21 protein-coding genes and 2 tRNA genes are annotated in these 24,971 nt (G+C 73.7%); 6 read left to right on the top strand and 17 right to left on the bottom strand.

Annotation, left to right across the window (positions count from 1 at the left end; translation table 11 throughout):
- Positions 1 to 25: 25 nt before the first annotated feature.
- From OVN18_RS07160 to OVN18_RS07110, 11 genes are all read right to left on the bottom strand, one after another.
- Entirely contained in the window at positions 26 to 1,000 is a 975-nt protein-coding gene (locus OVN18_RS07160; RefSeq protein WP_267780031.1) for a DMT family transporter, read from the bottom strand.
- A gap of 62 nt (positions 1,001 to 1,062) precedes the next feature.
- Positions 1,063 to 1,138: transfer RNA gene (locus OVN18_RS07155), tRNA-Thr, on the bottom strand.
- Between the two features lie 71 nt (positions 1,139 to 1,209).
- On the bottom strand, positions 1,210 to 2,808 hold the full coding sequence (locus OVN18_RS07150) for an alpha/beta hydrolase (RefSeq protein ID WP_267780030.1): 1,599 nt from the start codon (positions 2,806 to 2,808) through the stop codon (positions 1,210 to 1,212).
- A complete protein-coding gene (locus tag OVN18_RS07145; protein WP_267780029.1) occupies positions 2,805 to 3,959 on the bottom strand; it encodes a DNA polymerase III subunit delta' in 1,155 nt (384 codons plus the stop codon). The genes OVN18_RS07150 and OVN18_RS07145 overlap by 4 nt, the downstream gene beginning before the upstream one ends.
- Positions 3,956 to 4,588, bottom strand: a complete 633-nt coding sequence (gene tmk / locus OVN18_RS07140) for a dTMP kinase (RefSeq protein WP_267780028.1) — start codon at positions 4,586 to 4,588, stop codon at positions 3,956 to 3,958. Before tmk ends, OVN18_RS07145 begins: the two co-directional genes overlap by 4 nt.
- A 5-nt stretch (positions 4,589 to 4,593) precedes the next feature.
- Positions 4,594 to 7,518: a type I DNA topoisomerase gene (topA, locus tag OVN18_RS07135; protein WP_267780027.1), complete on the bottom strand. Its 2,925-nt coding sequence runs from the start codon at positions 7,516 to 7,518 to the stop codon at positions 4,594 to 4,596.
- Positions 7,519 to 7,657: 139 nt separating this feature from the next.
- Positions 7,658 to 7,975, bottom strand: coding sequence for an Rv3654c family TadE-like protein (locus OVN18_RS07130; RefSeq protein ID WP_267780026.1), 318 nt, complete (start codon positions 7,973 to 7,975; stop codon positions 7,658 to 7,660).
- Positions 7,975 to 8,316: a TadE family type IV pilus minor pilin gene (locus OVN18_RS07125; RefSeq protein WP_267780025.1), complete on the bottom strand. Its 342-nt coding sequence runs from the start codon at positions 8,314 to 8,316 to the stop codon at positions 7,975 to 7,977. Before OVN18_RS07125 ends, OVN18_RS07130 begins: the two co-directional genes overlap by 1 nt.
- Positions 8,313 to 8,495, bottom strand: a complete 183-nt coding sequence (locus tag OVN18_RS07120) for a DUF4244 domain-containing protein (RefSeq protein ID WP_267739342.1) — start codon at positions 8,493 to 8,495, stop codon at positions 8,313 to 8,315. Before OVN18_RS07120 ends, OVN18_RS07125 begins: the two co-directional genes overlap by 4 nt.
- A 301-nt stretch (positions 8,496 to 8,796) precedes the next feature.
- Positions 8,797 to 9,708, bottom strand: coding sequence for a type II secretion system F family protein (locus tag OVN18_RS07115; RefSeq protein WP_267738960.1), 912 nt, complete (start codon positions 9,706 to 9,708; stop codon positions 8,797 to 8,799).
- Positions 9,705 to 10,880: a CpaF family protein gene (locus OVN18_RS07110; protein ID WP_267780024.1), complete on the bottom strand. Its 1,176-nt coding sequence runs from the start codon at positions 10,878 to 10,880 to the stop codon at positions 9,705 to 9,707. The genes OVN18_RS07115 and OVN18_RS07110 overlap by 4 nt, the downstream gene beginning before the upstream one ends.
- Positions 10,881 to 11,418: 538 nt before the next feature.
- On the opposite strand from OVN18_RS07110, the gene acs reads away from it, so the two are divergent.
- Positions 11,419 to 13,383, top strand: coding sequence for an acetate--CoA ligase (gene acs / locus OVN18_RS07105; protein ID WP_267782956.1), 1,965 nt, complete (start codon positions 11,419 to 11,421; stop codon positions 13,381 to 13,383).
- 72 nt (positions 13,384 to 13,455) lie between these two features.
- Here the strand turns inward: acs and OVN18_RS07100 are convergent, their stop codons facing one another.
- Complete coding sequence (locus tag OVN18_RS07100) at positions 13,456 to 13,917, bottom strand: RidA family protein (protein ID WP_267780023.1); 462 nt, start codon at positions 13,915 to 13,917, stop codon at positions 13,456 to 13,458.
- Position 13,918: 1 nt separating this feature from the next.
- The gene (locus OVN18_RS07095) at positions 13,919 to 14,041 is read right to left on the bottom strand and encodes a DUF4177 domain-containing protein (protein ID WP_267780022.1); all 123 of its coding nucleotides are present in this window, start codon (positions 14,039 to 14,041) and stop codon (positions 13,919 to 13,921) included.
- A gap of 84 nt (positions 14,042 to 14,125) precedes the next feature.
- Here OVN18_RS07095 and OVN18_RS07090 point away from each other — a divergent pair, with 84 nt between their 5' ends.
- From OVN18_RS07090 to OVN18_RS07080, 3 genes are all read left to right on the top strand, one after another.
- Positions 14,126 to 16,699: a transglycosylase domain-containing protein gene (locus OVN18_RS07090; RefSeq protein WP_267780021.1), complete on the top strand. Its 2,574-nt coding sequence runs from the start codon at positions 14,126 to 14,128 to the stop codon at positions 16,697 to 16,699.
- Entirely contained in the window at positions 16,699 to 17,649 is a 951-nt protein-coding gene (locus OVN18_RS07085; protein WP_267780020.1) for a metallophosphoesterase, read from the top strand. The genes OVN18_RS07090 and OVN18_RS07085 overlap by 1 nt, the downstream gene beginning before the upstream one ends.
- A gap of 24 nt (positions 17,650 to 17,673) precedes the next feature.
- Positions 17,674 to 17,747: transfer RNA gene (locus tag OVN18_RS07080), tRNA-Pro, on the top strand.
- A gap of 114 nt (positions 17,748 to 17,861) precedes the next feature.
- Here the strand turns inward: OVN18_RS07080 and OVN18_RS07075 are convergent.
- The 3 genes from OVN18_RS07075 to OVN18_RS07065 all read right to left on the bottom strand — a co-directional run bounded on the left by OVN18_RS07075 (position 17,862) and on the right by OVN18_RS07065 (position 20,431).
- On the bottom strand, positions 17,862 to 18,530 hold the full coding sequence (locus OVN18_RS07075) for a thymidine kinase (RefSeq protein ID WP_267738951.1): 669 nt from the start codon (positions 18,528 to 18,530) through the stop codon (positions 17,862 to 17,864).
- A complete protein-coding gene (locus OVN18_RS07070) occupies positions 18,530 to 19,192 on the bottom strand; it encodes a response regulator transcription factor (protein WP_267738950.1) in 663 nt (220 codons plus the stop codon). The genes OVN18_RS07075 and OVN18_RS07070 overlap by 1 nt, the downstream gene beginning before the upstream one ends.
- A gap of 75 nt (positions 19,193 to 19,267) precedes the next feature.
- Positions 19,268 to 20,431 carry an Rv2578c family radical SAM protein gene (locus tag OVN18_RS07065; RefSeq protein ID WP_267780019.1) on the bottom strand — a complete coding sequence of 388 codons (1,164 nt, stop codon included), beginning with the start codon at positions 20,429 to 20,431 and terminating at the stop codon, positions 19,268 to 19,270.
- Positions 20,432 to 20,492: 61 nt separating this feature from the next.
- Between OVN18_RS07065 and OVN18_RS07060 the strand changes: the two genes are divergently transcribed.
- Positions 20,493 to 21,245: a LamB/YcsF family protein gene (locus tag OVN18_RS07060; RefSeq protein ID WP_267780018.1), complete on the top strand. Its 753-nt coding sequence runs from the start codon at positions 20,493 to 20,495 to the stop codon at positions 21,243 to 21,245.
- On the top strand, positions 21,245 to 23,005 hold the full coding sequence (locus OVN18_RS07055; protein ID WP_267780017.1) for a 5-oxoprolinase subunit B/C family protein: 1,761 nt from the start codon (positions 21,245 to 21,247) through the stop codon (positions 23,003 to 23,005). The genes OVN18_RS07060 and OVN18_RS07055 overlap by 1 nt, the downstream gene beginning before the upstream one ends.
- A gap of 222 nt (positions 23,006 to 23,227) precedes the next feature.
- On the opposite strand, the gene OVN18_RS07050 is transcribed toward OVN18_RS07055, so the two are convergent.
- Entirely contained in the window at positions 23,228 to 24,916 is a 1,689-nt protein-coding gene (locus OVN18_RS07050; protein ID WP_267780016.1) for an ABC-F family ATP-binding cassette domain-containing protein, read from the bottom strand.
- Positions 24,917 to 24,971: the final 55 nt, after the last annotated feature.

Here is a 24,971-nt window from a genome sequence, read left to right as displayed (position 1 = left end):
TCTTCTAGCCGAGGTCGGCGTTCTTCTAGGCGCGGTCGGCGTTCTCGGTGCCGCGCGCCCGACGGGCCGGCATCGCGGTGACGATGACGCCGACGAGCGTGAGCGCAGCGCCGATGGCGGTCGAGCCGGTGGTCGGCACGCCGATCGGCGCGAGCAGATCGAACAGCAGGGCGCCGAGCAGCTGCCCCGCCACGAGGCACAGGCCGAGCAGCAGCACCCCGATGCGCGCGACCGTGATCGTCTGGATGGCGATGAAGGTCGCCCCGAGCGCCCCGCCGACGTAGAGCAGCGGGTCGGCGGGCAGCGCCTCCGGCAGCCCCGAGACCAGCAGATGCACCGCCGTGGCCGCCGCGAGCGCGGTCGCCCCGACGACGAAGTTGAGGGTCGTGGCGGCCAGCGGCGAGCTCGTCGCCGCGCGCACGCGCCCGTTGACCGCGGCCTGCGTTCCCACGCCGAGGCCTGCGAGCAGGGGCAGCACGAGGGCGACCGCGGGGATGGCGCCGCCGAGCTCGGGCGCCACGGCGATGACGACGGCGGCGAGCGTGAGCGCCGCTCCGACGATGCGCCGCGCGGTCACCGGCGCGGGGCGGGCGCCGGCGAAGCCGGTGGCGTCGATCCAGAGACCCACGGCGGTCTGGCCGGTCACCGTCGCCACCGTGAAGATCGCCACTCCGAGGATGCCCGCGACGAGACCCTGGCTGAGCACCATGAAGGCTCCGCCGAGGCCGCCGAGCAGCATCCACCATCGCAGCTCGCCCGCCCGCACGCGCGCACCCAGCGTGCCGAAGGCCGCTCGACCGCGACGACTGCCCGCCATCACGACGAGCAGGATGACGAGGCCCGAGGTGAACGAGATCAGCGCGGCGCTGAAGCCGTCGTCGAGGCGCTGGCCGAGCTCGCCGTTGACCCGGTGCTGCGCGGCGACGCCGACGCCGGCGACGACGGTCACCGCGGCGGCGGCGACGGTGACCAGCCGCGAGCGGGAGTCCGGGGTAGCCATGACGCTCCTCCCGGACGCGACGGCAGCGCCCGAAACGGGGGGTGGATGAAGAATGCGAGAAGTGGGGCCGCCTGTGGGAATCGAACCCACGACCTATTCATTACGAGTGAATCGCTCTGCCGACTGAGCTAAGGCGGCGCGACACGGATCACTCCGTGGCACGGCTAAGGAGTCTATCCCATGCCGGCCGGGTGCTCATGACGGGCGACTCAGCCGAGGCACACCGTCTCGCCCGCGGGCACCGCGCCCTCGAGCAGGAAGGCGTCGACGAGGTCGTTGATGCAGGGGTCGCCCTCGTCGTAGGCGATGTGCCCCTCGCCGTCGTAGGTGAGCAGCACGCCGCTGGAGAGCTGCTCCGACAGGGAGACCGCCCACTCGTAGGGGGTCGCCGGATCACCGGTCGTGCCGACGACGAGGATGGGCGGGGCGCCCTCGGCGCTCACGGGCTCGAGCGCGGCATCCGACTCATAGGGCCAGTTCTGGCAGACGACGTCGCCCAGCGGGCTGGGATCGGTCGTGATGGGCGCCGCCCGGGCAATGGCGTCGTTCTGCTCGATGATCGTCTCCGCGTCGCGCTCGACGGGGTAGTCGAGGCAGTTGATGGCGATGAACGCCTCGAGTGAGTTGTCGACGTACTCGCCGCCCTCGCGGCCGTAGTAGAAGTCGGCGAGCAGGAAACCGGTGTCGACGACCCCGTCCCGCAGCTCGGTGAACATGTCGCTGAGGAAGGTCCACGACCCCTCGTCGTACAGGGCCGTCGCGATCGCGATGTCGAGAGTGCTCGCGGTGAAGCGGCGCCCGTCGGCGGCGGTGATCGGCTCGGCGTCGAGCTGCGCGTACAGCTGCTCGACGATCTGCAGCGCCGCGGCGGTGTCGGTCGGGAACGGGCAGGTGCGCGCCGCCGCGCATTCGGTGATGTAGGTGGTGAGCGCCGCCTCGAACCCGACGGACTGCGCGAGCACGACCTCGAACTGGCTCGTCGTCGGATCGGTCGCGCCGTCGAGTACGAGCCGGCCCGCGCGCTCGGGGAAGGCGTCGGCGTACCGCGCGCCGATCTCGGTGCCGTAGGAGTAGCCGAAGTAGGTGAGCGTCTCGTCGCCGACGATCGCGCGCAGCAGATCGAGGTCGCGCACGGTCGAGTCGGTGTCGACGAACTCGAGCAGGGGGCCGCTGTTCTCGGCGCAGGCCTCGGCGAAGTCGACGGCGCTCGCGGTGATCTCCTCCACCCACTCCTCGCTGCCCGTCTCGGCCTCGGGCACCCCGTAGACGAACTCGTCCATCTGCGCCGGATCGGTGTAGCAGGTGACGGCGCTCGATCGGCCGACCCCGCGAGGGTCCCAGCCGATCACGTCGTACTGCGCCCGCAGCTCGGCGCTCACCGCGGCGTCGACGCTGTCGCGCACGAAGTCGAAGCCCGAGGCCCCCGGACCGCCCGGATTGACGAAGAGCGAGCCCTGCGGCTCCTCCGTCGCCGGGTGCCGCACGAGGGCGAGCTCGATGTCGGAGCCGTCGCCGGGGTTGTCCCAGTCGAGCGGGGCCACGGCGGTCGCGCACTGCGCTCCCCCGCCGCATCGCTCCCACCGCAGCACCTGGCTGAAGTACGGGCGCACGTTCTCGGGCACATCCTCGCCCGTCGGCGTCGAGGTCTCGGTGCCGGTGATCCCGTCGAGCAGGCCGGGGACGCAGCCCGTGAGCACGAGCACCGGAGCGAGCAGAACGGCGACCAGGGCGGCGATGCGGGGGCGGCGCGCGCGTCGGGCGGGCGTCGCGCGGGGGCTGTCGGGCTGAAGGGCGACCGGGATGCTCACAGCGCGGAGCCTAGCGACGGCACCCGACCGCTCGCCGCGATGAGCATCGCCTCGAGCGCGAGCGCGGGGGGCGTGTTGCCCTCCACCCGCCGCCGGGCCTGGGAGATCGCGTCGAGCGCCGCGAGCGAGAGCTCAGGGCTGCGCGTGCGCGCGGCCTGCTCGATGCGGGACCGCATCGACTCGTTGACGAGCTCGACGCCGGCGCCGAGCTGCACCATGAGCACGTCGCGATGCAGGGAGAGCAGGTCGACGAGCACGCGGTCGATGCCGTCGCGCACCGAGCGCGTGGCGCGGCGCTTCTGGTCCTCCTCGAGGTTCTTCAGGGTGCTGCGCAGGGCGGGCGGCACCGTGCCGCCGGGCTCCACCCCGAGCGAGCGCAGGGCCGCGTCGCGCTCCTCGGCCTCGCGCTCGGCGGTGAAGGCCTTCGCATCGGCGGTGGCGAGCGAGACGAGCTGCTCGGCCGCCGTGACGGCGCCCGAGACCGAGGCGACGGAGAGGGCGATGTCGAGGGTGCGCGCGCGGCGCTCACGGGCATCCGCGTCGGTTGCCAGTCGATGCGCCATGCCGATGTGGCTCTGCGATTCGCGCGCCGCCTGCTCGGCGAGCGCGCGGTCGACGCCGTCGCGGCGGACGAGCAGATCGGCGACCTCGGCGACGCTCGGTACGCGCAGGCGCACGCTGCGCGTGCGGGAGCGGATGGTCGGGATGAGGTCGGCCGCGTTCGGCGCGCAGAGCACCCAGACCGTGCGCGGCGGCGGCTCCTCCAGGGCCTTGAGCAGCACGTTCGAGGTGCGCTCGGTCATGCGGTCGGCGTCTTCGATGACGATGACCCGGTACGGGGCGACGCTCGGCGAGTACTGGCTCTGCTGCACCAGGTGGCGCACCTCGTCGATCGAGATGATCACGCGATCCGTGGCGAGCACGGCGAGGTCGGGGTGGGTGCGCGCGGCGACCTGGGCCGCGGTGAGGGCGTCCTCCCCGCCGAGACCGCTCAGCAGCTCGGTCGCGAAGGCGTAGGCGAGGTTGGAGCGGCCGGAGCCCGGCGGCCCGGTGATGAGCCACGAGTGCGTCATCGCCCCCGGATCGGCGGCGGCCTCGCGCAGCAGCGCGATCGCGGCCTCCTGCCCGGTCAGCTCATCCCACGCCGTCATGCTGTGAGGGTAGCGAGCAGGGCCGACACGCGATCCCGGATGCTCCGCTGCAGCTCCTCGACCGGCCGGGTCGCGTCGAGCACGAGGAACCGCTCGGGCTCGGCGTCGGCCAGCGCCCGGTACGCGTCGCGCACCCGGGTGTGGAACGCCTCGGCCTCGGCCTCGAGCCGGTCGTACCGCGTGCGGCTCGCGTCGAGTCGCGAGCGCCCGGTCGCCGCGTCGAGGTCGAGCAGCACCGTGAGATGCGGCAGCAGCCCCTCCGTCGCCCAGAGCGAGAGCTCGCGCACCTCGTCCGTCGCGAGAACGCGCCCGGCGCCCTGGTAGGCGACGGAGGAGTCGAGGTAGCGATCCTGGATGACGATGTCGCCGCGCTCGAGCGCGGGCCGCACGACGGTGGCGACGTTGTGCGCCCGGTCGGCCGCGTACAGCAGCGCCTCGGCGCGAGGGGCGATGTAGCCGCGCCGGTGGAGGATGATCTCGCGCAGCTCGAGCCCGAGCTCGGTGCCGCCCGGCTCGCGCGCGTGCACGACCGTGCGGCCCTGCTCGGCGAGCCACTCGGTGAGCAGCGCCGACTGCGTGCTCTTGCCCGAGCCGTCGCCGCCCTCGAGCGTGAGGAAGAGGCCGGTCACGCGGCCTACTCCGCGGGCTTCTTCGCCGCGGCCGAGGTGCGCGCCGCCGGCTTCTTCGCCGCCGGGGCCTTCGTCGCGGCGGGCTTCTTCGCGGCCGGCTTCTTCGCGGCGGCGGTCGTGGCGGTCTTCTTCGCCGCGGCCGTCGCGGCGGGCTTCTTCGCCGCCGGCTTCTTCGCAGCGGGCTTGCGGGCGGCCGGCTTCTTGCCCGGCCCCTTGGCGCGCTTGTCGGCGAGCAGCTGCACGGCGCGCTCGAAGTCGACCGATTCGACGTCCTCCCCGCGGGGGATGGTCGCGTTGGTCGTGCCGTCGGTCACGTAGGGCCCGAATCGGCCGTCCTTGACCTTGATCGGCTTGCCGCTCTCGGGGTCGGCGTCGAACTCCTTGAGGGCGCTCGAGGCCTTGCGGGCGCCGTACTTGGGCTCCGCGAACTTGGCGAGGGCGCCGGCGAGGTCGATCTCGAAGATCTGGTCCTCCCCGTCGAGCGAGCGCGTGTCGGTGCCCTTCTTCAGGTAGGCGCCGTAGCGGCCGTTCTGCGCCGTGATCGGCTCGCCGCTCTCCGGGTCGTCGCCGACGACGCGCGGCAGGTCGAGCAGCCGCAGCGCGGTCGCGAGGTCGACCGTCGCCGGGTCCATGCTCTTGAACAGGGATGCCGTGCGCGGCTTCTCCGCGGTCGCCTTCTTCGGCGCCGCCTTCCTGGCCGGCGCCTTCGTCGCCGTGGCGGTCGCGGTCGCCGTCCCGCCCGCGGCGGCCGGAGCGGTCGCGAGCACCTCGCCGGTCGCGGCGTCCACCGTCTCCTCCGGCTCGGGGTCGATCTCGGTGACGTAGGGGCCGAAGCGACCGTCCTTCGCGACGACCTGCTTGCCCGTCTCGGGGTTGAGGCCGAGCACGCGGTCGCTGACGACCGGGGCGTCGATGAGCTCCTGCGCCTTGGCGGGCGTCAGCTCGTCGGGGGCGAGCTCCTGCGGCAGGTTGACCCGGCGCGGGGTCTCGCTGCCCTCCTCGGCGACCTCGAGGTAGGGGCCGTACTTGCCGATGCGGAGGGTGATGTCGTCGGTGATGGCCATCGAGTTGAGCGCCTTGGCGTCGATCTCGCCGAGGTTGTCGATGACGGGGCGCAGGCCCGGCTGCGTGGCGTCGCCGAAGTAGAAGCCCTTCAGCCAGTCGGTGCGGTCGGCCTCTCCCCCGGCGATGCGGTCGAGGTCGGATTCCATCTCGGCGGTGAAGTCGTACTCGACGAGGTCGGCGAAGTACTCCTCGAGCAGGCGCACGACCGAGAAGGCGATCCAGTTCGGCACGAGCGCGGTGCCGCGCGGGGTGACGTAGCCGCGGTCGACGATGGTCGAGATGATGGCCGCGTAGGTGGAGGGGCGGCCGATGCCGCGCTCCTCGAGCGCCTTGACGAGGCTCGCCTCGGTGTAGCGCGAGGGCGGGCTGGTCTCGTGCCCCTTCGCCTCGACGGCGGTGACGCCGAGCTTCTGCCCCTCGGTGAGCGGCGGCAGCTTCGACTCGGCCGGCTCGGCCGTCTTCTCGGTGTCGCGGTCCTCGTCCTGCCCCTCCTCGTAGGCGGCGAGGAAGCCGCGGAAGGTGATGACGGTGCCGCTCGCCGCGAACTCCGCGACGACGCCGGCCGGGGTGGCGCTCGCGGGGGTGGGGCCGGCCTCGATGGTCACCGAGGCGGTCTGGCCCCGAGCATCCGCCATCTGGCTCGCGATGGTGCGCTTCCAGATGAGGTCGTAGAGCTTCCAGTCGTTGCCGCGCAGGGTGCCCTCGAGGGCGCTGGGCGTGCGGAAGGTGTCGCCGGCGGGACGGATGGCCTCGTGGGCCTCCTGGGCGTTCTTGGACTTGCTCGCGTAGGTGCGGGGCGCCTCGGGCACCGTGTCGGCGCCGTAGAGGTCGGCCGCCTGCGAGCGCGCGGCGGCGACGGCCTGCTGCGAGAGCGAGGACGAGTCGGTGCGCATGTAGGTGATGTAGCCGTTCTCGTACAGCGACTGCGCGACCGACATGGTCTGGCGGGCGGTGAAGCGCAGCTTGCGCGCGGCCTCCTGCTGCAGGGTCGAGGTCGTGAACGGCGCCGCCGGACGACGCGTGTACGGCTTCGACTCGACCTTGCGCACGATGACGTCGATGGCCGGGTCGCGCAGGGCCGCGGCGAGCGAGGTGGCACCGGACTCGTCGAGCGCGACGGTCGCCTCGGCCTTGAGCTGCCCGCGGTCGTCGAAGTCGCGGCCGCTCGCGATCTTGCGGCCGTCGAGGCGGTTGAGGCGCGCCGTGAAAGCGGTGTCGGCGTCGAGCGGGGTGAGGGTGGTGTCGAGATCCCAGTAGGAGGCCGAGACGAAGGCGAGGCGCTCGCGCTCGCGGTCGACGACGAGACGGGTGGCGGCCGACTGCACGCGGCCCGCGCTGAGGCCCGGGCCGACCTTGCGCCAGAGCACGGGGCTGACCTCGTAGCCGTAGAGGCGGTCGAGGATGCGCCGCGTCTCCTGCGCGTCGACGAGGGCGGTGTCGAGCTCGCGGGTCGACTCCGTCGCGCGCGCGATGGCCTCGGGCGTGATCTCGTGGAACACCATGCGCTTGACCGGCACCGTCGGCTTGAGGACCTGCAGCAGGTGCCAGGCGATGGCCTCGCCCTCGCGGTCCTCATCAGTGGCGAGGAAGAGCTCGTCGGCGTTCTTGAGCGCGCGCTTGAGGTCGGCGACGGTGCGCTTCTTCTCCTCCGAGACGACGTAGTACGGCTCGAAGCCGTTGTCGACGTCGATCGAGAACTTTCCGAGCGGGCCCTTCTTGAGCTCGGCGGGGAGGTTCTTGGGCTCGACGAGGTCGCGGATGTGCCCGACGGAGGCCTGCACCTCGTACGCGTCGCCCAGGTACTTGCCGATCGTCTTCGCCTTCGCGGGCGACTCGACGATGACCAGCTTCTTCGTGCTCGGCACGGTACTCCTCGATCTCGATGGGGCTCGGGGGGATTCGATCCGCACCCCGGGCCGCGCGGTACGACGGCACCGCGATTCAGGCACACCATACACAGGATTCCGCGGAGGCCGCCGACCCGGGGAGGCCGGACGACCCGGCTCACGCGGGCGGCCCGGCACGCGCGGAGCGCTCGACGCGGATGCCCAGCACGACGCCCGAGACGACCACGATGACCGTGCTCGCCTCGACGCGGCAGTCGCCCAGGGACGCCCCGTGCGCCGCGGCGAGCCGCTCCGCCGCCGCGCAGGGCTCGCCCGCCGACCAGCCGAGCAGCACGTCGCCCGCGGCGAGCGCCGCCGCGTCCGCCGCGTGCCCGAGCTGCTGCGCGCGGGCCGCGGCGCCGGCGCCGACGACCGCCGTCGACCCGACGAGCGCGACGGCGGCGAGGGCGCCGACGACGAGAGGAGCCCCCGCCATCAGCCGCCGCCGAGCGCGCAGGCGCGGGCCGCGACGGCGAGCTCGATGCCGAGCACGCGCGGGTGCGCGGTGACGCGGGCGCAGCGCAGGTCGTCGGCGGGCTCCGGCGCCAGGGTCGCGCCGGGCAGCACGCGACCGACGTGCGCGCGCGCCGTCGACTCGGGCTCGCCGCGCGCGAGCATGCGGGCGGCGACGGCGGCGGCATCCTGCGCCTGGGCGCGCACGAGCGCGGCCGACACCCCGCCGAGGCAGACGGCGAGCACGAGCACGAGCGCGGGAACGGCCACGGCGATCTCGGCCGTGACCGACCCGCGGTCGCGCACCCGCGCCCCCGCCCTCATACGCCGACGGTCAGCGCAGCGCGCACCATGTCGGTGAGGATGCCCCGCACCTCGTCGCTGCGCATGATGACGACGAGCAGGCTCGCGAAGCCGACGGCGGCCATCGTCGCGATGGCGTACTCGGCCGTCGCGGCGCCCGTGTCGTCGGTCAGGAGGGTGCGGCCGAGCCCCGGCCGCACGAGGCCGTCGGCGGCTCGATCTCGGGCACGGCCCGAGCGGGCAGCGGCGGCCACAGGAGAGAGGTGCGGGGCCCGGGCCCGTCGAGCGGCGGAGGGCGCGGGGAGGGAGGCGCGAGCGGCAGAGGGCGCGGGGAGGGAGGCGCGAGCGGCAGGGGGCGCGGGGAGGGAGGCGCGTGCGGCGGGGGTCATGGTCGGTTCCTGTTCTGTCGGCCCCTCTCGGGGCGGAGGTGCGGCACGAACGTGCGACGAGTGTGCGCTCGCCCCGTGGTGCTGCGCGGCGGGGCAAGCCGATCCGTGGGTCTCACGGCATCGGCAGCGCTGTGGAGGAGAGGAGCGCCACGAGCATCGGCACGACCCCGAGGAGAAGGAAGGAGGGCAGCACGCACGCGCCCAGGGGCAGCATCAGCCGCACCCCCAACCGCTCGGCCGCACGACGCGCATGGTCGCGCGCCCGCAGTCGCTCCTCCGCGGCCTCGGCCCGGGCGAGCTCGCCGAGCGGGGCGCCGGACTGCCTTGAGAGCGCGACGAGCGCCTCCATCTCGGCCCCCTCGTGCGCGGCGTCGACGCCGGCCCGGGCGAGCTCGCGCAGCACCAGCAGGCGCGCGGCCTCGGGCGATCCGCCCCCGCCCGCCGCGACGGCCAGCAGGTCGAGCGCGAGCCCGGTCGTCGGAGGCGGGGGGTGCGCGCCGCGCACGAGCCGGCGCATCCACGCCCGGCCGAGCACGATCAGCAGCAGTCCGAGCACGGCCGAGGCCACACCGAGGGGATGCCCGAGCGCCGCCGCGAGGTCGGCCCCCGTCAGCAGGCTCAGGCCGACGGCCACGAGCGGCAGCAGCTGCACGATGCGGGCGGTCGCGCGCGGGGCGGCGAGCGCCACCTCGATGTCGCGCGCGGCGGCGGCTCCGTCGCGCAGTGCGCCGGCGAAGGCGCGCAGGGCCGGAGCGAGCGGGGCGCCGCTCGCCGCCGCCACCCTCCAGGCGGCGACGAGCGCCGCCCGGTCGGTCGAGGCCGGCCCGCGCTCGAGCGCCTCCACGACCGGCGCTCCCTCATCGAGCGCCGCGGCGATGCCGTCGAGCCGGGGATCGCGCGGTCGCGCGGCCTGCGCGGCGCACCGCCAGGCCGAGACGGGCGCGGTGCCGGCGGCGAGCAGCACGGCGACGCGGTGGACGTGCCGCGCCAGGTCGGCAGGCGCCTCGGGCGCACGACGCCTCACGATGCCTGCGGCCCGGCCGGCGGCGGGGCGTCGGGCGACGCGCCGGCGCCCGACGCGGAGATCGGCGATGAAGTGATCGGCGACGCGGAGATCGCTGATGCGGAGATCCCCGACGATAGGGCGGGCGGCAGCGCCGCCGGCGTCTCGTCGATGGGCAGCGGCGCGACGGCGAGCCTCTCGCGAGCATCCAGCACGAAGCGGCCGAGCGCGGCGGTGCGCGCACCGGCCGCGTCGCGCTGCAGGTGCACGACGAGGTCGATGCCGCTGATCGCCTGGCGCGCGAGCGCGAGGGGGTCGAGGCCGGCGATCATGCCGACGGCCTCGAGGCGGCTCGCGACATCGGCGAGGGAGTTCGCGTGCAGGGTGCCGGCACCGCCGCGATGACCGGTGTTGAGCGCCGCGAGGAACTCGCGCACCTCCGCCCCGCGGCACTCGCCCACGACGAGGCGATCGGGCCGCATGCGCAGCGCCTCGCGCACGAGCCGAGCCAGATCGATCTCGCCCGCCCCCTCGAGGTTCGCCTGCCGGCACTCGAGGCCGACGACGTGCGGGTGATCGATCGGCGCCTCGGCGACGTCCTCGATGACGACGATGCGGTCGCCCGCGGCGGCCAGGGAGAGCAGAGCGCCGAGCAGCGTCGTCTTGCCGCTACCGGTTGCCCCGGTGACGAGCACCGTGCTTCGATCCTCGAGCGCTCGCCGCAGCCGCGCGACGACAGCCGCCGGCAGCCCCGCCTCGTCGAGGGCCACCCGCCGCACCCTCGGCAGCCGGATCGAGATCGCCGTGCCCGCCCAGGCCACCGGGGACAGCGCGACATGAACGCGCATCCCCTCCCCCAGCCGCACATCGGCGCAGGGGGTCGCCTCGTCGACGTGGCGCCCGCCGGCCTCGATGAGGCGCACCGCGAGCGCACGGGCGTCCTCCGCTCCGAGGCGGATGCCCGGCACCGGCCGCGCACCACTCCCCGCGTCGGACCACACTCGGCCGTCGCCGGTGACGAAGACGTCCGTCGCGCTCGCCTCGGCGATCATCGGGGCGAGGGGCCCGAGGGCCTCGGCGACCGACGGCTCCAGCCGGCGGTCGGCCGACCGCGCCGGGCCCGCCGGGTGCGGCGCGGGGTCGGCGAGCGGGCGGCGGCGCGGGTCGAGGGGGATGAAGGGCTCGGAAGGCACCCGTCGAGGGTCGCGGACTCGCGGGGGCTGTCGGGGCTCGCGCCGAGCATCCGGGGACGACGACGAACGGCCCCTCCTGGGGAGGAGGGGCCGTCGACGGCTGTGGGAGCCCACCGCGCAGGTGGGGATGCCGGCGGGGGCGCAACACGGGTGATGCAGGTAAAAAAGGGGGGGCGGCGCCCGCACTTGGGGGGGACAGGGGCGCCGCCACCGCGACGCGTGATCGGGGGGAATCGTTCGCGTCGCGTGGTCAGTATTGCTGCTGACGGTGATCAGTTTGTCTGCTGATGCGGACGGCGTCAAGCCGAAACGCCCCCCGATTTGTCCCCCGAAGTGCCGACGCTCGTTCGGGGGCCGAACACGCGGGCTCCGGCACCCCCTCGTGGTGCCCCACGGGCCGCTCGTCGCGTCGTCGCCCGCGCTCACCGCACCGCGCCGACGCGCGCTCGGCAGACGCGTCGCGACTCGTAGGATCGAGCCGTAAACCCCCACCGTTGCGGCTTACCAGGCTCAGTCCGCACATCGACCAAGGATGACGATGTCCACGACTTCTATTGACAGCCTCCTGCACGAGATCCGCCGCTTCGCCCCCGACCCCGCGTTCAGCGCGGCGGCGGTGGCGCAGCCCGAGCTCTACGACCGGGCGCGGGCCGACCGCCTCGGCTTCTGGGCCGAGCAGGCGCGCGCACTCGACTGGACGACCCCCTTCACCGAGACGCTCGACTGGTCGAACCCGCCGGTCGCCCGCTGGTTCGGCGACGGCGCGCTCAACGTCGCGTACAACTGCCTCGACCGGCACGTGGAGGCGGGCAACGGCGACCGCGTCGCCATCCACTGGGAGGGCGAGCCCGGCGACAGCCGCAGCATCACCTACGCCGAACTGACCCGCGAGGTGAAGAAGGCCGCCAACGTGCTCGCCGGCCTCGGCGTCGGGCAGGGCGACCGAGTCGCGATCTACCTGCCTCTCATCCCCGAGGCGGTCATCGCGATGCTCGCCGTCGCGCGCCTCGGCGCCATCCACTCGGTGATCTTCGGCGGGTTCAGCGCCGAGAGCATCCGCGCCCGCGTCGAGGATGCCGATGCCAAGCTCGTCATCACCGCCGACGGCGGCTGGCGCAAGGGCAAGGTCTTCCCGCTCAAGCACGCCGTCGACACCGCGCTCGCGGCCGCCGAGACGAGCGTCGAGCACGTGCTCGTCGTCCGCCGCGGCGAGAACGACGTCGAGTGGGACGACGCGCGCGACCTCTGGTGGCACGAGCAGATGGCGAGCGCGAGCGAGGAGCACGAGGCCCAGGGCTTCGAGGCCGAGAACCCGCTGTTCATCCTCTACACCTCCGGCACCACCGGCAAGCCGAAGGGCATCCTGCACACCAGCGGCGGCTACCTGACCCAGGCCGCCTACACGCACCGCGCCGTCTTCGACCTCAAGCCCGAGACCGACGTGTACTGGTGCACCGCCGACGTCGGCTGGATCACCGGGCACAGCTACGTCGTCTACGGCCCGCTCGCGAACGGCGCCACCCAGGTGCTCTACGAGGGCACCCCCGAGACCCCGCACCCGGGCCGCTGGTGGGAGATCATCGAGAAGTACAAGGTCTCGATCTTCTACACCGCGCCGACGGCCATCCGCTCGTTCATGAAGGCCGGCCGCGAGATCCCTCTCGCCCACGACCTGTCGAGCCTGCGCCTGCTCGGCTCGGTCGGCGAGCCCATCAACCCCGAGGCCTGGGTCTGGTACCGCGAGATCATCGGCGGCGGCACGACGCCCATCGTCGACACCTGGTGGCAGACCGAGACGGGCGCGATCATGATCAGCGCCCTGCCCGGCGTCACCACGACGAAGCCCGGCTCGGCGCAGGTGCCCATCCCGGGCATCTCGGTCGACGTGCTCGACGAGGACGGCTCGCACGTCGGGCTCGACTCCGGCGGTCTGCTCGTGGTCACCGAGCCGTGGCCGAGCATGCTGCGCGGCATCTGGGGCGACCCGGAGCGCTTCGCCGAGACCTACTGGTCGAAGTTCGCCGACGCCCCGAACGGGCCGCTGTACTTCGCCGGCGACGGCGCGCACCTCGACGTGGACGGCGACGTCTGGCTGCTCGGCCGGGTCGACGACGTCATGAACGTCTCGGGCCACCGCCTGTCGACCATGGAGATCGAGTCGGCGCTCGTCTCGCACCCGATCGTCGCCGAGGCCGCGGTGGTCGGCGCCTCCGACGAGACGACGGGTCAGGCCGTCGTCGCCTACGTGATCCTGCGATCCAAGAAGGCGAAGAGCGTCACCGCCGCCGAGGCGAGCCAGATGCTGCGGGCGCACGTCGCCGAGCAGATCGGCGCGATCGCCCGGCCGCGCGAGGTGTTCATCGTCACCGAGCTGCCGAAGACCCGCTCGGGCAAGATCATGCGGCGCCTGCTGCGCGACATCGCCGAGGGCCGCGAGATCGGCGACACGACGACGCTCACCGACACCACGGTCGTCACGGTGATCCGGGAGACCTCGCGCTAGGGCATCCCGCGATCGCAGACGACGAAGGGGGCCGTCCCCACGGGGCGGCCCCCTTCGTCGTGCGGGCAGTCGTCAGGCGAACTCGACGATGAGCTCCACCTCGACGGGCGCGTCGAGCGGCAGCACCGCGACGCCCACGGCACTGCGGGCGTGCACGCCGATCTCGCCGAAGATCTCGCCGAGCAGCTCGCTCGCCCCGTTGAGAACGGCGGGCTGGCCGGTGAAGTCGGGCGTCGAGGCGACGAAGCCCGTCACCTTGACGATGCGCGTGATGCGGTCGAGCGAGCCGATGACGCTCTCGACGGCGGCGAGCGCGTTGAGCAAGCACCGGGCGGCGTAGCCGGCCGCATCCTCGGCCGAGACCTGGGCGCCGACCTTGCCGGTGGCCGGCAGCGCTCCGTCGACGAAGGGCAGCTGACCGGCGGTGAACACATGGTGGCCGCTGATCACGGCGGGCACGTACGCGGCGACCGGCTTCGCCAGCGGCGGGATGCTCAGGCCGAGCTCGGCCAGGCGCGCCCCGATCGCGCTCACGTCAGGCCGCCTTGGGCCGCTTGAGGTAGGCCACGAGGCCGCCCTCCGGGCCGGGCACGACCTGCACGAGCTCCCAGCCCTGCTCGCCCCAGTTGTTCAGGATCGCAGCGGTGGTGTGGATCATCAGTGGAGTTGTCAAGTACTCCCATTGGGTCACGAAAGGCTCCGTTCAGAGTGATCGTCATCGAACTCGCGTACCCTTGATCCTATGTCTGCCCAGAAGAAGACGGCCTCCAGCGCCGCAGGAGCGTTCACCGGGCTGGTGGTGCTCAGCGCCCTCGCCGGGCTCCTCGTGACCGTCATGGTCACCCCCGCCATCGCCGTCACGAGCATGGCCGCCAGCAACACGATCGGCATCTTCGAATCGCTGCCGAGCTACGTGCGCATCAACGAGCTCTCGCAGCGCAACACGATCTTCGCCCAGAACACGGCCGATCCGGCCGCGGGCTTCACCCCCATCGCCGAGGTCTACGACCAGAACCGCGAGGAGGTGTCGATGGAGGAGATCTCGCCCTACATCATCGGCGCCACGATCGCCGGCGAGGACCGCCGCTTCTACGAGCACAACGGGGTGGATGCGCAGGGCATCATCCGCGCGGCCGTCAACAACGCGACGAGCGACAGCCTGCAGGGCGCCTCGACCCTGACGCAGCAGTACATCAAGAACGTCTGCATCCAGGAGGCGATCGTCGACTCCGGCGGCGACATCGAGGCGGAGCGCGCCGGGATCGACGACTGCCAGCTGAGCACCCTGGAGCGCAAGCTCAACGAGGCGAAGCTCGCCATCAGCCTCGAGAAGGAGTACACGAAGGACGAGATCCTCGTCGGGTACCTCAACATCGCCGGCTTCGGCGGCAACACCTACGGCATCCAGGCCGCCGCGCAGCAGTACTTCAGCATCAACGCGATCGACGCGACGCCGGCCCAGGCCGCGAGCCTCGTCGCGATCGTGCAGCAGCCCGGCGCCCGCTCGCTCGGCTCGCCGGAGAACTTCGCCGCCAACCAGGAGCGGCGCGACGTCATCCTCGGCTTCATGCTCAGCGAGGGCTTCATCACCCAGGCGGAGTACGACGAGGCCGTCGCGATCCCCGTCGACGAGAACTTCGTGAAGCCCTCGGCGCCGCGCGCCGGCTGCATTGCCGGCAACGACTACGCCAAGTTCTTCTGCGACTACGTCGTGCGCCTCGTGCCCGAGCTCGAGTCCCTCGGCGCGACGCCCGAGGAGCGCCAGGCCAACTGGCGCACGGGCGGCTACGAGATCTACACGACGCTCAACATGTCGCTGCAGCAGCCCGCTCAGGACCGCGTGTGGGAGATCACGCCGAGCGACGTCACGCAACTCGCCCTGGGTTCCTCCGCGGTGACCGTGCAGAGCGGCACCGGGCGCATCCTCGTCATGGCGCAGAACAAGCGGTACGGGCTCGATGCCGCCGACATCAATCAGACGACTGTCAACTTCTCGACCGATCAGCAGTACGGCGGCTCGACCGGGTTCCCGACCGGCTCGACGTACAAGATCTTCGCCCTCGTGCAGTGGCTGCAGGAGGGTCGCGGCCTCAACGAGGTCGTGAACTCCAGCCGCCGGCCGTTCCCGCAGGCATCGTTCCCGAGCTCCTGCGCCGAGTTCGGTGGCGCGCCGTTCAACCCGGCGAACGCCGGCCCGACGCCCGCGCGCTCGACGGTGCTCAATGCGACGGTGCAGTCCATCAACACGGCCTACGTCGCCATGGCGCAGCAGATGGACCAGTGCGCCATCCGCGACTCGGCCGTCGCCCTCGGCGTGCACCGCGCCGACGGCGCCGAGCTGCAGGTGACCCCGGGCGCCATCCTCGGCTCGAACGAGCAGGCGCCCATGACGATGGCGGCGGCCTCCGCCGCGCTCGGGGCGGGCGGGCTCTACTGCGAGCCCTACGCCGTGGAGCGCATCGTCGACCGCGACGGGCAGGAGCTGCCCGGTCAGGCGCAGGACTGCCGTCAGGGCATCCCGCAGGAGATCGCGGCCGCGACCACCTTCGCGCTCGAGGGGGTGCTGACGAACGGTACGGGCGTGCGCGCCAACCCGCGCGACGGGATCCCGATGTTCGGCAAGACGGGAACCACCGACCTCACCGAGCACACCTGGATGGTCGGCGGCAGCACCGCGGCCTCGACTGCCGTCTGGGTCGGCAACATCATCGAGCGCATCGATGTGCGCCGCTACGGGCTCGGAGGCAACATGCGCCACGAGATCTGGCGCACGCTGCAGGGCGGCGTCAACGCCCAGTACGGCGGAAACGCTCTTCCCGACGCCACGGAGCGCCTGCAGCGGGGCGCCGGCGTGACCTTGCCGAACGTGGTCGGCCAGGAGGTCGCCGCGGCCACTTCGGCTCTCGAGGCGCTCGGCTTCGCGGTGCAGGTGGGCGAACCAGTCGACTCCGATCTGGCCGAGGGCCTCATCGCACAGACCGAGCCGGGCGCCGGATCGACTCTCTCGCGCGGTCAGACCGTCGTACTGCGCCCCAGCAACGCGCAAAGCGCGATCGTCCCCGACGTCGTGACGCCCGGGTTCGATGAGAATCAAGCGAGGACCGCGCTCAACGGAGCGGGGTTCATCAACGTCACGACCACCTGCGAGCCGCTCGCCGCCGGTGCGAACCCTGCGAGTGCCGGCCGCGTCGTCGCGCAGAATCCCGCACCCGGCACCGCGACGAACCGGAGCACCGCCATCACGATCGTCGTCTCGCAGGTCGCCTGCGGAGGCGGGGCGCCCCCCGGTAACGGCGGTGGCGGCGACGATGAGTGATGAGTAGAGCCGGCATCGCGGTCGCGACGGGCCTCGGGCTCGTCGCGACCGCGAGCCTCTACGCCACCCTCGTCGAGCCCCGCGCCTACGGGGTGCGGCGCGAGACGGTGCCGGTGCTCTCGCCGGGTGCCGACCCCGTCCGGGTGCTGCACATCAGCGACCTCCACCTGGCGCCCTGGCAGCAGCACCGCATCGACTGGGTGCGCGGTCTCGCCGCCCTCGAGCCCGACCTCATCGTCAACACCGGCGACAACATGGGCCATCGGGATGCCCTGCCCGCCCTCGCGGAGGCCTTCGCGCCCTTCGACGGCGTGCCGGGCGTATTCGTCAACGGGTCGAACGACTACGTCGAGCCGCAGGCCAAGAACCCCCTCCTCTACCTCACCGGACCCTCGAAGGGCGGTTCGGGCGAGCGCGCCATCCCTCTCGACGTCGACGCGATGGAGCGCCTCTTCACCGAGCGCTACGGCTGGCACTCGCTCAACAACGACGTCGCGCAGCTGACGATCAACGGCTCGATCGTGGAGTTCATGGGCACGAACGACGCCCACCGCGGCTGGGACCGCCTCGACGCCCTGCCGGGGCTGATGGATGCCCTGCGCGAGCTCGACGAGGACGACACCGACGACCCCGCCGTCGTCATCGGGGTGACCCACGCCCCGTACCGCCGCGTTCTCGACGCCCTGACGAATCAGGCCGCCGACATCATCTTCGCCGGCCACACGCACGGCGGCCAGGTCGCCCTGCCGGGCTTCGGAGCGATCGTGACCAACTGCGACATCCCGCGTCGCCAGGCCCGCGGTCTCAGCCTCTGGCAGCACGCCCACCACGCCTCGTACCTGAACGTCTCGGCGGGGCTCGGGCACTCGATCTACGCCCCCATCCGCTTCGCCTGCCCGCCCGAAGCGGTGCTCGTGACACTGGTGCCCGACGACATCGGCTATTCTTGACGGGTTGCCGCGAAAGCGGCGCACCGGGGTATGGCGCAGCTTGGTAGCGCGCGTCGTTCGGGACGACGAGGCCGCAGGTTCAAATCCTGTTACCCCGACAGCACGGCAGTGCGGAAGCACCGCATGAGAAGGGCCCGGAACCGCATCGCGGTTCCGGGCCCTTCTCGTTGAGCGGGGGGGCTCAGGGCGGGAGCGCCCGCCCGGCTCACCCGTCAGGCGAAGTCGGCGTCGGGGCCCATCGGTTCGATGCCGAGGGCGACCGGGGCCTTCCAGCCGGAGGCGAGCGAGTCGCCCGACTCGTCGAGGTAGCAGAGCCCGCACAGCGCCTCGTAGGTGACGTCGACGCCGTCGATGGCGACCTGATCGCCGTCGAAGACGAACTTCCCGTCGATGGTGCGCGCGTTGAAGACGGCCTTGCGGCCGCAGCGGCAGATCGTCTTGAGCTCCTCCAGCGAGTGCGCGATCTCGAGCAGGCGGCGGCTGCCGGGGAACGCGGCCGTCTGGAAGTCGGTGCGGATGCCGTAGGCGAGAACCGGGATGCCCTCGCGGATGGCGATGCGCAGCAGATCGTCGATCTGCTGAGGGCTGAAGAACTGGGCCTCGTCGACGAGCAGGCAGGCGACGTCGGCGCCGTCGGCCCGAATCACGGCCTCGCGCTCGCGCTGGAACACCGCGTAGACGTCGTCGTTCGCGCCGACCGTGAAGTCGACCGCGCGGGTCACGCCGAGGCGCGAGACGATGAGCTGCTCGCCCTTGGTGTCGATGAGCGGTTTCGCGAGCAGCACCTTCTGCCCGCGCTCCTCGTAGTTGTACGCGGCCTGCAGCAGAGCGGTGCTCTTGCCGCTGTTCATCGCTCCGTAGCGGAAGTACAGTTTCGCCATTACTGCAGGTACCCGTCCTCGGCTGCTCGTCTGATCAGATCGGTCTTCGTGCTCGCGGGGCGCCCCGTCTTCGCGTACTTCTCGCGCACCCGTCGCAGGTAGGTCTTCGCCGTCTCGTACTGCACGTGCATCTCGCTCGCGACCTGCGCCGTCGACCTGCCCGCGACGTAGAGGCTCAGCGCCTCGCGCTCGCTCACCGAGAGCTTCGGGCGCGGCGGGCGGCGGGCGCCGCTCGGCAGCGGGCGCCACTCGCGCACGGGCTCGCCGCTCGCCTGCATGCCCATCACCTGGCGCGCGGCGTCCATGACGTCGGCAAGGGGCAGCGCCTTGGAGAGGAAGGCCGCAGCGCCCGCCTCGAGGGCGCGCTCGCGGGCCTCCTCGGTGTCGAGGCTCGTCAGCACGATGACCTTCGCCCCCGCCGCGCGGCAGGTGCGCACGCGGGCCTCGATCGACACGGGCTCCTGCAGCTGGAAGTCGAGCAGCACGAGGTCGGTCGGGAACTGGTCGCTCTGAACGAGCTCGAACCACGTCGGCGCGGTGAGCACCAGGTCGAAATCGGGCGCGTTCTGCGAGATCCAGGTGCTGAGGCTGTCGAGCAGCAGCTCGTGATCGTCGAGGATGGCGAGCCTGACCGATCCCGTGGCGGGCACCCTCGTCTCCATGCCCACGACTCTATTGCGAACCGGCCGAGCCGGGGCGGCGGCGGGCCGCGCTCGCATCGCCCGGGCGGTCGCGGCTCAGAAGAGCATCCCGGGCGCGGCGGCGGGCGGGGACGCCCGGGGCGCGGCGCGGGGCGGTGAGGCGGCGGCGGCTTCCGCGGATGACGCTCCCGCGGTCGGCGCGCCACGAGCGGCGAGGGCGCGGGTGCGCAGCGGGGCCGGCGCCGCGACGGTGCCGGTGGCGGGGTCGAGCGGCCTGCTGCCGAGTGCGTGGCGGCGCCGGGCATCCCGAACCCGCTCGGCGAGCCAGGAGCGGTAGCCGGCCGGCGGGTGCGCGCCGCCGGCGTAGAGCTCGCGGTAGCGGGGCACGAGGGCGGGATGCTCCCGCTCGAGCCAGGCGAAGAACCACTCGCGCACCCCCGGCTTCAGGTGCAGCGCCGAGGCCATGACGGATCGCGCTCCGGCGGCGCGGATGCGCGCGAACGCGGTGTCGAGGTGAGCCCGGGTGTCGGTGAGATCGGGCAGCACGGGCATGAGCAGCACGCTCGGGGCGAAGCCCGCGGAGACGGCGGCGGTGATGGTCGCGAGCCGGGCATCCGTCGAGGGGGTGCCGGGCTCGAGCGACTGCTGCAGGGCGTCGTCGTAGACGGCGATCGACATGCTGAGCTCGACGGGCACGTGCTCGCGCGCCCGGGCGAGCATCGGCAGGTCGCGGCGCAGCAGGGTGCCCTTGGTGAGGATGCTGAACGGGGTGCCGCTCTCGGTGAGGGCCGTGATGATGCCGGGCATGAGCCCGTAGCGCCCCTCGGCCCGCTGGTACGGATCGGTGTTGGTGCCGAGCGCCACCGGATCACGGCCCCAGCTCGGCCGCCGCAGCTCGCGCGCGAGCACCTCGGCGACGTTGACCTTCACGACGATCTCGCGATCGAAGCCCTCGCCGGTGTCGAGGTCGAGGTAGGCGTGGGTCGGGCGCGCGAAGCAGTAGACGCAGGCGTGGGTGCAGCCGCGGTACGGATTGACGGTGTGGCCGAAGGGCAGCGACCCGCCGCCGCCGGGCACGCGGTTGAGCGCCGATTTCGCGAGCACCTCGTGGAAGGTCATGCCGGCGAACTCGGGCGGCCGCACGGTGCGCACGAGACCGCTGCGCTCGAGGGCCGAGCGGCGGGCGAGCGCAGCGGTGTCGACGAGCTCGGGCAGGGCATCCGCCTGCTGCGCCCCCACCGACTGCCCGCTCCACCGCATGGCGATGATTCGAACACACGTTCGAATGTCTGTCAAGGGCGGCGGCGCTTAGGCTCGCCGTATGCCGACGATCGACCTCAACAGCGACCTCGGCGAGTCGTACGGCGCGGCGATCGTCGGCGATGACGCCGCGATGATGCCGCTCGTCACGAGCGCGAACCTCGCCTGCGGGGCGCACGGCGGCGACCCCGCGACCATGGCGGCGGCCTGCGCCGCGGCGGTCGCGCACGGCGTCGCGATCGGCGCGCACCCCTCCTACGACGACCGCGCGGGCTTCGGCCGCCGCGATCTCGAGGTCGAGCCCGTCGTGCTCGCCGGCCAGCTGCGCGCGCAGGTCTCGACCCTGCGGCAGGCCGCCGAAGCGGCCGGCGGTCGCGTGCGGTACCTCAAGCCCCACGGATCGCTCTACAACCGCATCGTGCACGACGAGCATCGCGCCGCCGTGGTCGCCGAGGTCGCCGCCTGGGCGGGCGTCCCGCTCATGGGGATGCCCGGCACCGCCGCCGAGCGCGCGGCCGCGGCCGCGGGCATCCCGTTCCTCGCCGAGGGCTTCGCCGACCGGGCCTACCGCGGCGACGGCTCGCTCGTGCCGAGATCCGAGGCCGGAGCGGTGCTGCACGACCCCGGGCTCATCGCCCCGCGCGCCGTGCGCCTCGCCCGCGAGGGCGTCGTCGAGACGATCGAGGGCGAGCTGCTCCCCCTGCGCGTCCGCTCGCTCTGCGTGCACGGCGACACCCCCGGCGCCGTCGCCATCGCCCGCGCCGTGCGCTCCGCGCTGCGCGACGCCGACGTCGCGCTCGAGCCGCTCGTCTGATGCGCCTGCTGCCCGCCGGCGACCGCGCTCTGCTCGCCGAGTTCGACTCCCTCGCCGAGGCGCTCGGCGCTCATGCCGCGTGGGGCATGGATCGGCCGCCGGGCGTGCTCGAGCTCGTGCCGGCGGCGCGCACCGTGCTCGTGCGGATCGATCCGGCGGTGCTCGGCCTCGGGCACGCGGAGCACTGGTTGCGCTCGACCGCGGACGCCGAGGGAGGCGCGGGCCTCGGCGCTGCGGGCGCCGCCGACCTCCAGCAGGGGCGCAGCATCCCCATCGCCGTGCACTACGACGGCGAGGATCTCGCGGTCGTCGCCGAGGCCTGGGGCTGCACGGTCGCCGAGGTCGCGGAGCGGCACACCGCCGTCGAGTGGGTGTGCGCGTTCTCGGGCTTCGCGCCCGGGTTCCCGTACCTCGTGCCCGCCGCCATTCTCGACGACCCGGATGCCGCTCCGCCGCTGCCCGCCCTCCCCCGCCGCGCCACCTCGCGCTCACGGGTTCCCGCGGGGGCCGTCGCCCTCGCCGCCGAGTACTGCGGCATCTACCCGCGCAGCTCGCCCGGCGGCTGGCAGCTCATCGGTCGCACCGACGTCGTGCTCTGGGACGCGGGCCGCGCGCACCCGGCGCTCATCGCGCCCGGCGACCGCGTGCGCTTCGTCCCGGCGTCGACCGGCGACGCGGACCGGGTCGCGAGCGCCCTCCCCCCTCCCCCCGCTGCCGCGATCGCGGTTCCGGGATCCGCGCCGGATGCGCCCGCCGCGGGCCTCGGCACGCCGCCGCCGACCGCGGAGTCGCCGGGCGTCCTGAACCGCGACCAGGGCGGGGCGCCGACGCGCACTGGGCCCGAGGGGCGGGATGCCCGGCTCGAAGCCGCCCCGGCCCGCAGCCTGCACGTGCTCGACCCCGGCCCGCGCACGCTCGTGCAGGACCTCGGGCGCCCCGGCCTCGCCGCCCTCGGCGTCGGAGCGGCCGGCGCCATGGACCGCGCCGCCCATCGGCTCGCCAACCGCCTCGTCGGCAACCCCGAGCAGGCGGCGACCCTCGAAGTGCTGCTCGGCGGTCTGGTGCTCGCTCTGCCGGAGGGCGCCTGGATCGCGGTGACCGGCGGCACGGGGCCGGTGTCGCTCGACGGCCGGCCCGTCGCCCCGCACGCGGCCGTGCGCGCCGATCGCGACGGCGCCGAGCTGCGCCTCGGCCCGCTCGAGCACGGCCTGCGCGCCGTCGTCGCCGTGCGCGGCGGCGTCGACGCGCCCGCCACCCTCGGCTCGCGGTCGCGCGACTCCCTCGCCGAGCTCGGGCCGCGGCCCCTCGAGGCCGGGCAGCGGGTGCCGCTCGGCCCCGAGCCGACCGGGCCCGTGCCGAGCGTCGACCTCGTGCCCATCGACCCGCCGACCGACGGGGCGGTCGACCTCGCGGTGCGGCCCGGTCCGCGCCGCGACTGGTTCGAGGAGGCCGCCTGGTCGACGCTGCTCGACGCGGAGTGGACGGTCTCGGCACGCAGCGACCGCACGGGCCTGCGGCTCGACGGCCCGGCGCTCGCGCGCGACCCCGCGGCGGTCGGGCGCGAGCTGCCCAGCGAGGGGATGCTGCCCGGGAGCATCCAGGTCTCGCCCGATGGCGCGCCGACCGTGCTCGGCCCCGACGCGCCCGTCACCGGCGGCTACCCCGTCATCGCCGTGCTGACGGATGCCGCTCTCGACCTGCTCGCGCAGCTGCGGCCCGGCCAGCCGGTGCGCCTGCGGCTCGCGACCGGGCGGCGCTGAGCCGCGCGGCGCGCGCCGCCGAGCCGGAGCCGCCGTCCCGACTCGGCGCCCCCGCGCCGTGCGGCGCCTGCGCCCTGCCATGCCATGCCGTGCCGTGGCGTGGCGGGCGGGCGGGCGGGCGGGCGGGGCACATATTCAGGCACGGCCCGGTGTGTCGACGGGCTTCCGCGGCGACACGCCGGACGCCATCTGCCCTTGCCTGAATTCGTGCCAGTGGCCCGGTCAGAGCGCGAGCTCGCGGCCCTCCCACCGGGCGCGCAGCCAGCGGTCGTGCGAGGCGACGACGACCGCGCCGGGGTAGCTGCCGAGCGCGGCCTCGAGCTCGCCCGCGAGGCGAAGCGACAGGTGGTTCGTCGGCTCGTCGAGCAGCAGCAGGTGCGGCGGCCGCGCGATGACGAGGGCGAGGGCGAGGCGGCGCTGCTGGCCGAGCGAGAGCGCTCCGACAGGGCGGTCGAGGTCGGCGGGCGCGATGAGCCCGAGGTCGCGCAGCGGGTGCGCGGCGGCGTGCCGCTCGCCGAGGATCCCCTCGTAGATCGCGCGCGGGGTGCGATCGGGGTCGGCGAAGCGGGCGTCCTGCTCGAGGGTCCCGACGCGCAGGCCGCGCCGGGCATCCCGAACCCCCTCGTGCCCGAGCGCGCCCGCGATGACCGCCAGCAGCGTCGACTTGCCCGCACCGTTGGCCCCCGTCACGAGCACGCGGTCGAGCGCGGTGATGCGCAGATCGATCGGCGCGAGACGGCCCGGCACCGCGGCACCGCGCAGCTGCACGAGCACGCCCTCGGTGATCGGCGTCGTGCCCGCCGGCACCCCCGAGAACGTCAGCGGCGCGGGCGGGCGACGCAGCTGCTCGGCCTCGAGCCGCTCGAGCCGCTGCTCGGCGCTGCGCACCCGTCGCCGGGTCGCGGCCTCCGTGCGGCGACCCTTGAAGTGCCCGATGAACTTGTCGTTGTCGCGCGGGGGCTTCGGCCCCGTGTCGAGGGCGCGGGCCGTGACCGCGACGCCGCCGCGCAGCCGGTCGAGCTCCCGCTGCTCCTCGGCGAAGCGCTGCTCCCAGCGCTCGCGCTCGCGCGCCTTCTCGAGCAGGTACTCGCTGAAGCCGCCGCCGTAGCGCTGGGCGACGGCCCCCTCCGGCCCGCCGAGCGCCCGGCGCGCCGGGTCGAGATCGACGATCGCCGTCGCCACCTCGTCGAGCAGCGCCCGATCGTGGCTCGCGAGCAGCACCGGGCCGCGCCAGCCGAGCAGCGCCGTGCGCAGGGTCGCGACGGCGGCGTCGTCGAGGTGGTTGGTGGGCTCGTCGAGCAGCAGGGCGTCGGGGCGCTCCAGCAGCAGGGCCGCGAGCGCGAGCCGGCTGCGCTGACCGCCCGAGATCGCGCCGAGCGGCGTCGTGAGCGGGATGCCCGCCACACCGAACCCGTCGAGCAGGGCATCCCGGCGCGCCTCCCAGCCCCACAGCTCGGCCCGCTCGGCGGCGGCGAGCGCCGCGGCGTACCGCTCGGCGGCAGCCGGAGCCGTGCCGCCGAGCACCCCCGCGAGACCCTCGGCCGCCCCCTCGAGCTCGCGCTCGATCGCCCGCAGCGGGGCGACCGCCGCGTCGATGAGCGAGCCGACGGGCGCGTCCGGGTCGAAGGGCACCTCCTGCGGCAGGTAGCCGAGACGCGCGGGGCGCGAGAGCTCGCCCGCGTCGGCCGCCTCGACCCCGGCGAGGATGCGCAGGAGGGTCGACTTGCCCGCGCCGTTCTCGCCGATGAGGCCGATGCGGGCGCCCGCGGGGACGACGAGGTCGACGCCGTCGAGCACGGGGCCGCGGTCGAAGGAGCGGGCGATGCCGCGGGCGATGATCGCCGCGGTCGCGGCGGCGGAAGGGGAGGACGAGGCGGCGGCGGACGCCGAGGAGTGCTGCGGAGATGACATGGGAAGCCCGTCGAGTCACGGTGATCCCGCCGGGCAGGGCCTCGGGCGCGGGACG

This window comes from Microcella daejeonensis (assembly GCF_026625045.1).
GTDB classification, from domain to species: Bacteria; Actinomycetota; Actinomycetes; order Actinomycetales; family Microbacteriaceae; genus Microcella; species Microcella daejeonensis.
Note: the sequence above shows the minus strand (reverse complement) of the source record. Positions and strands in the feature narration are given on the sequence as shown.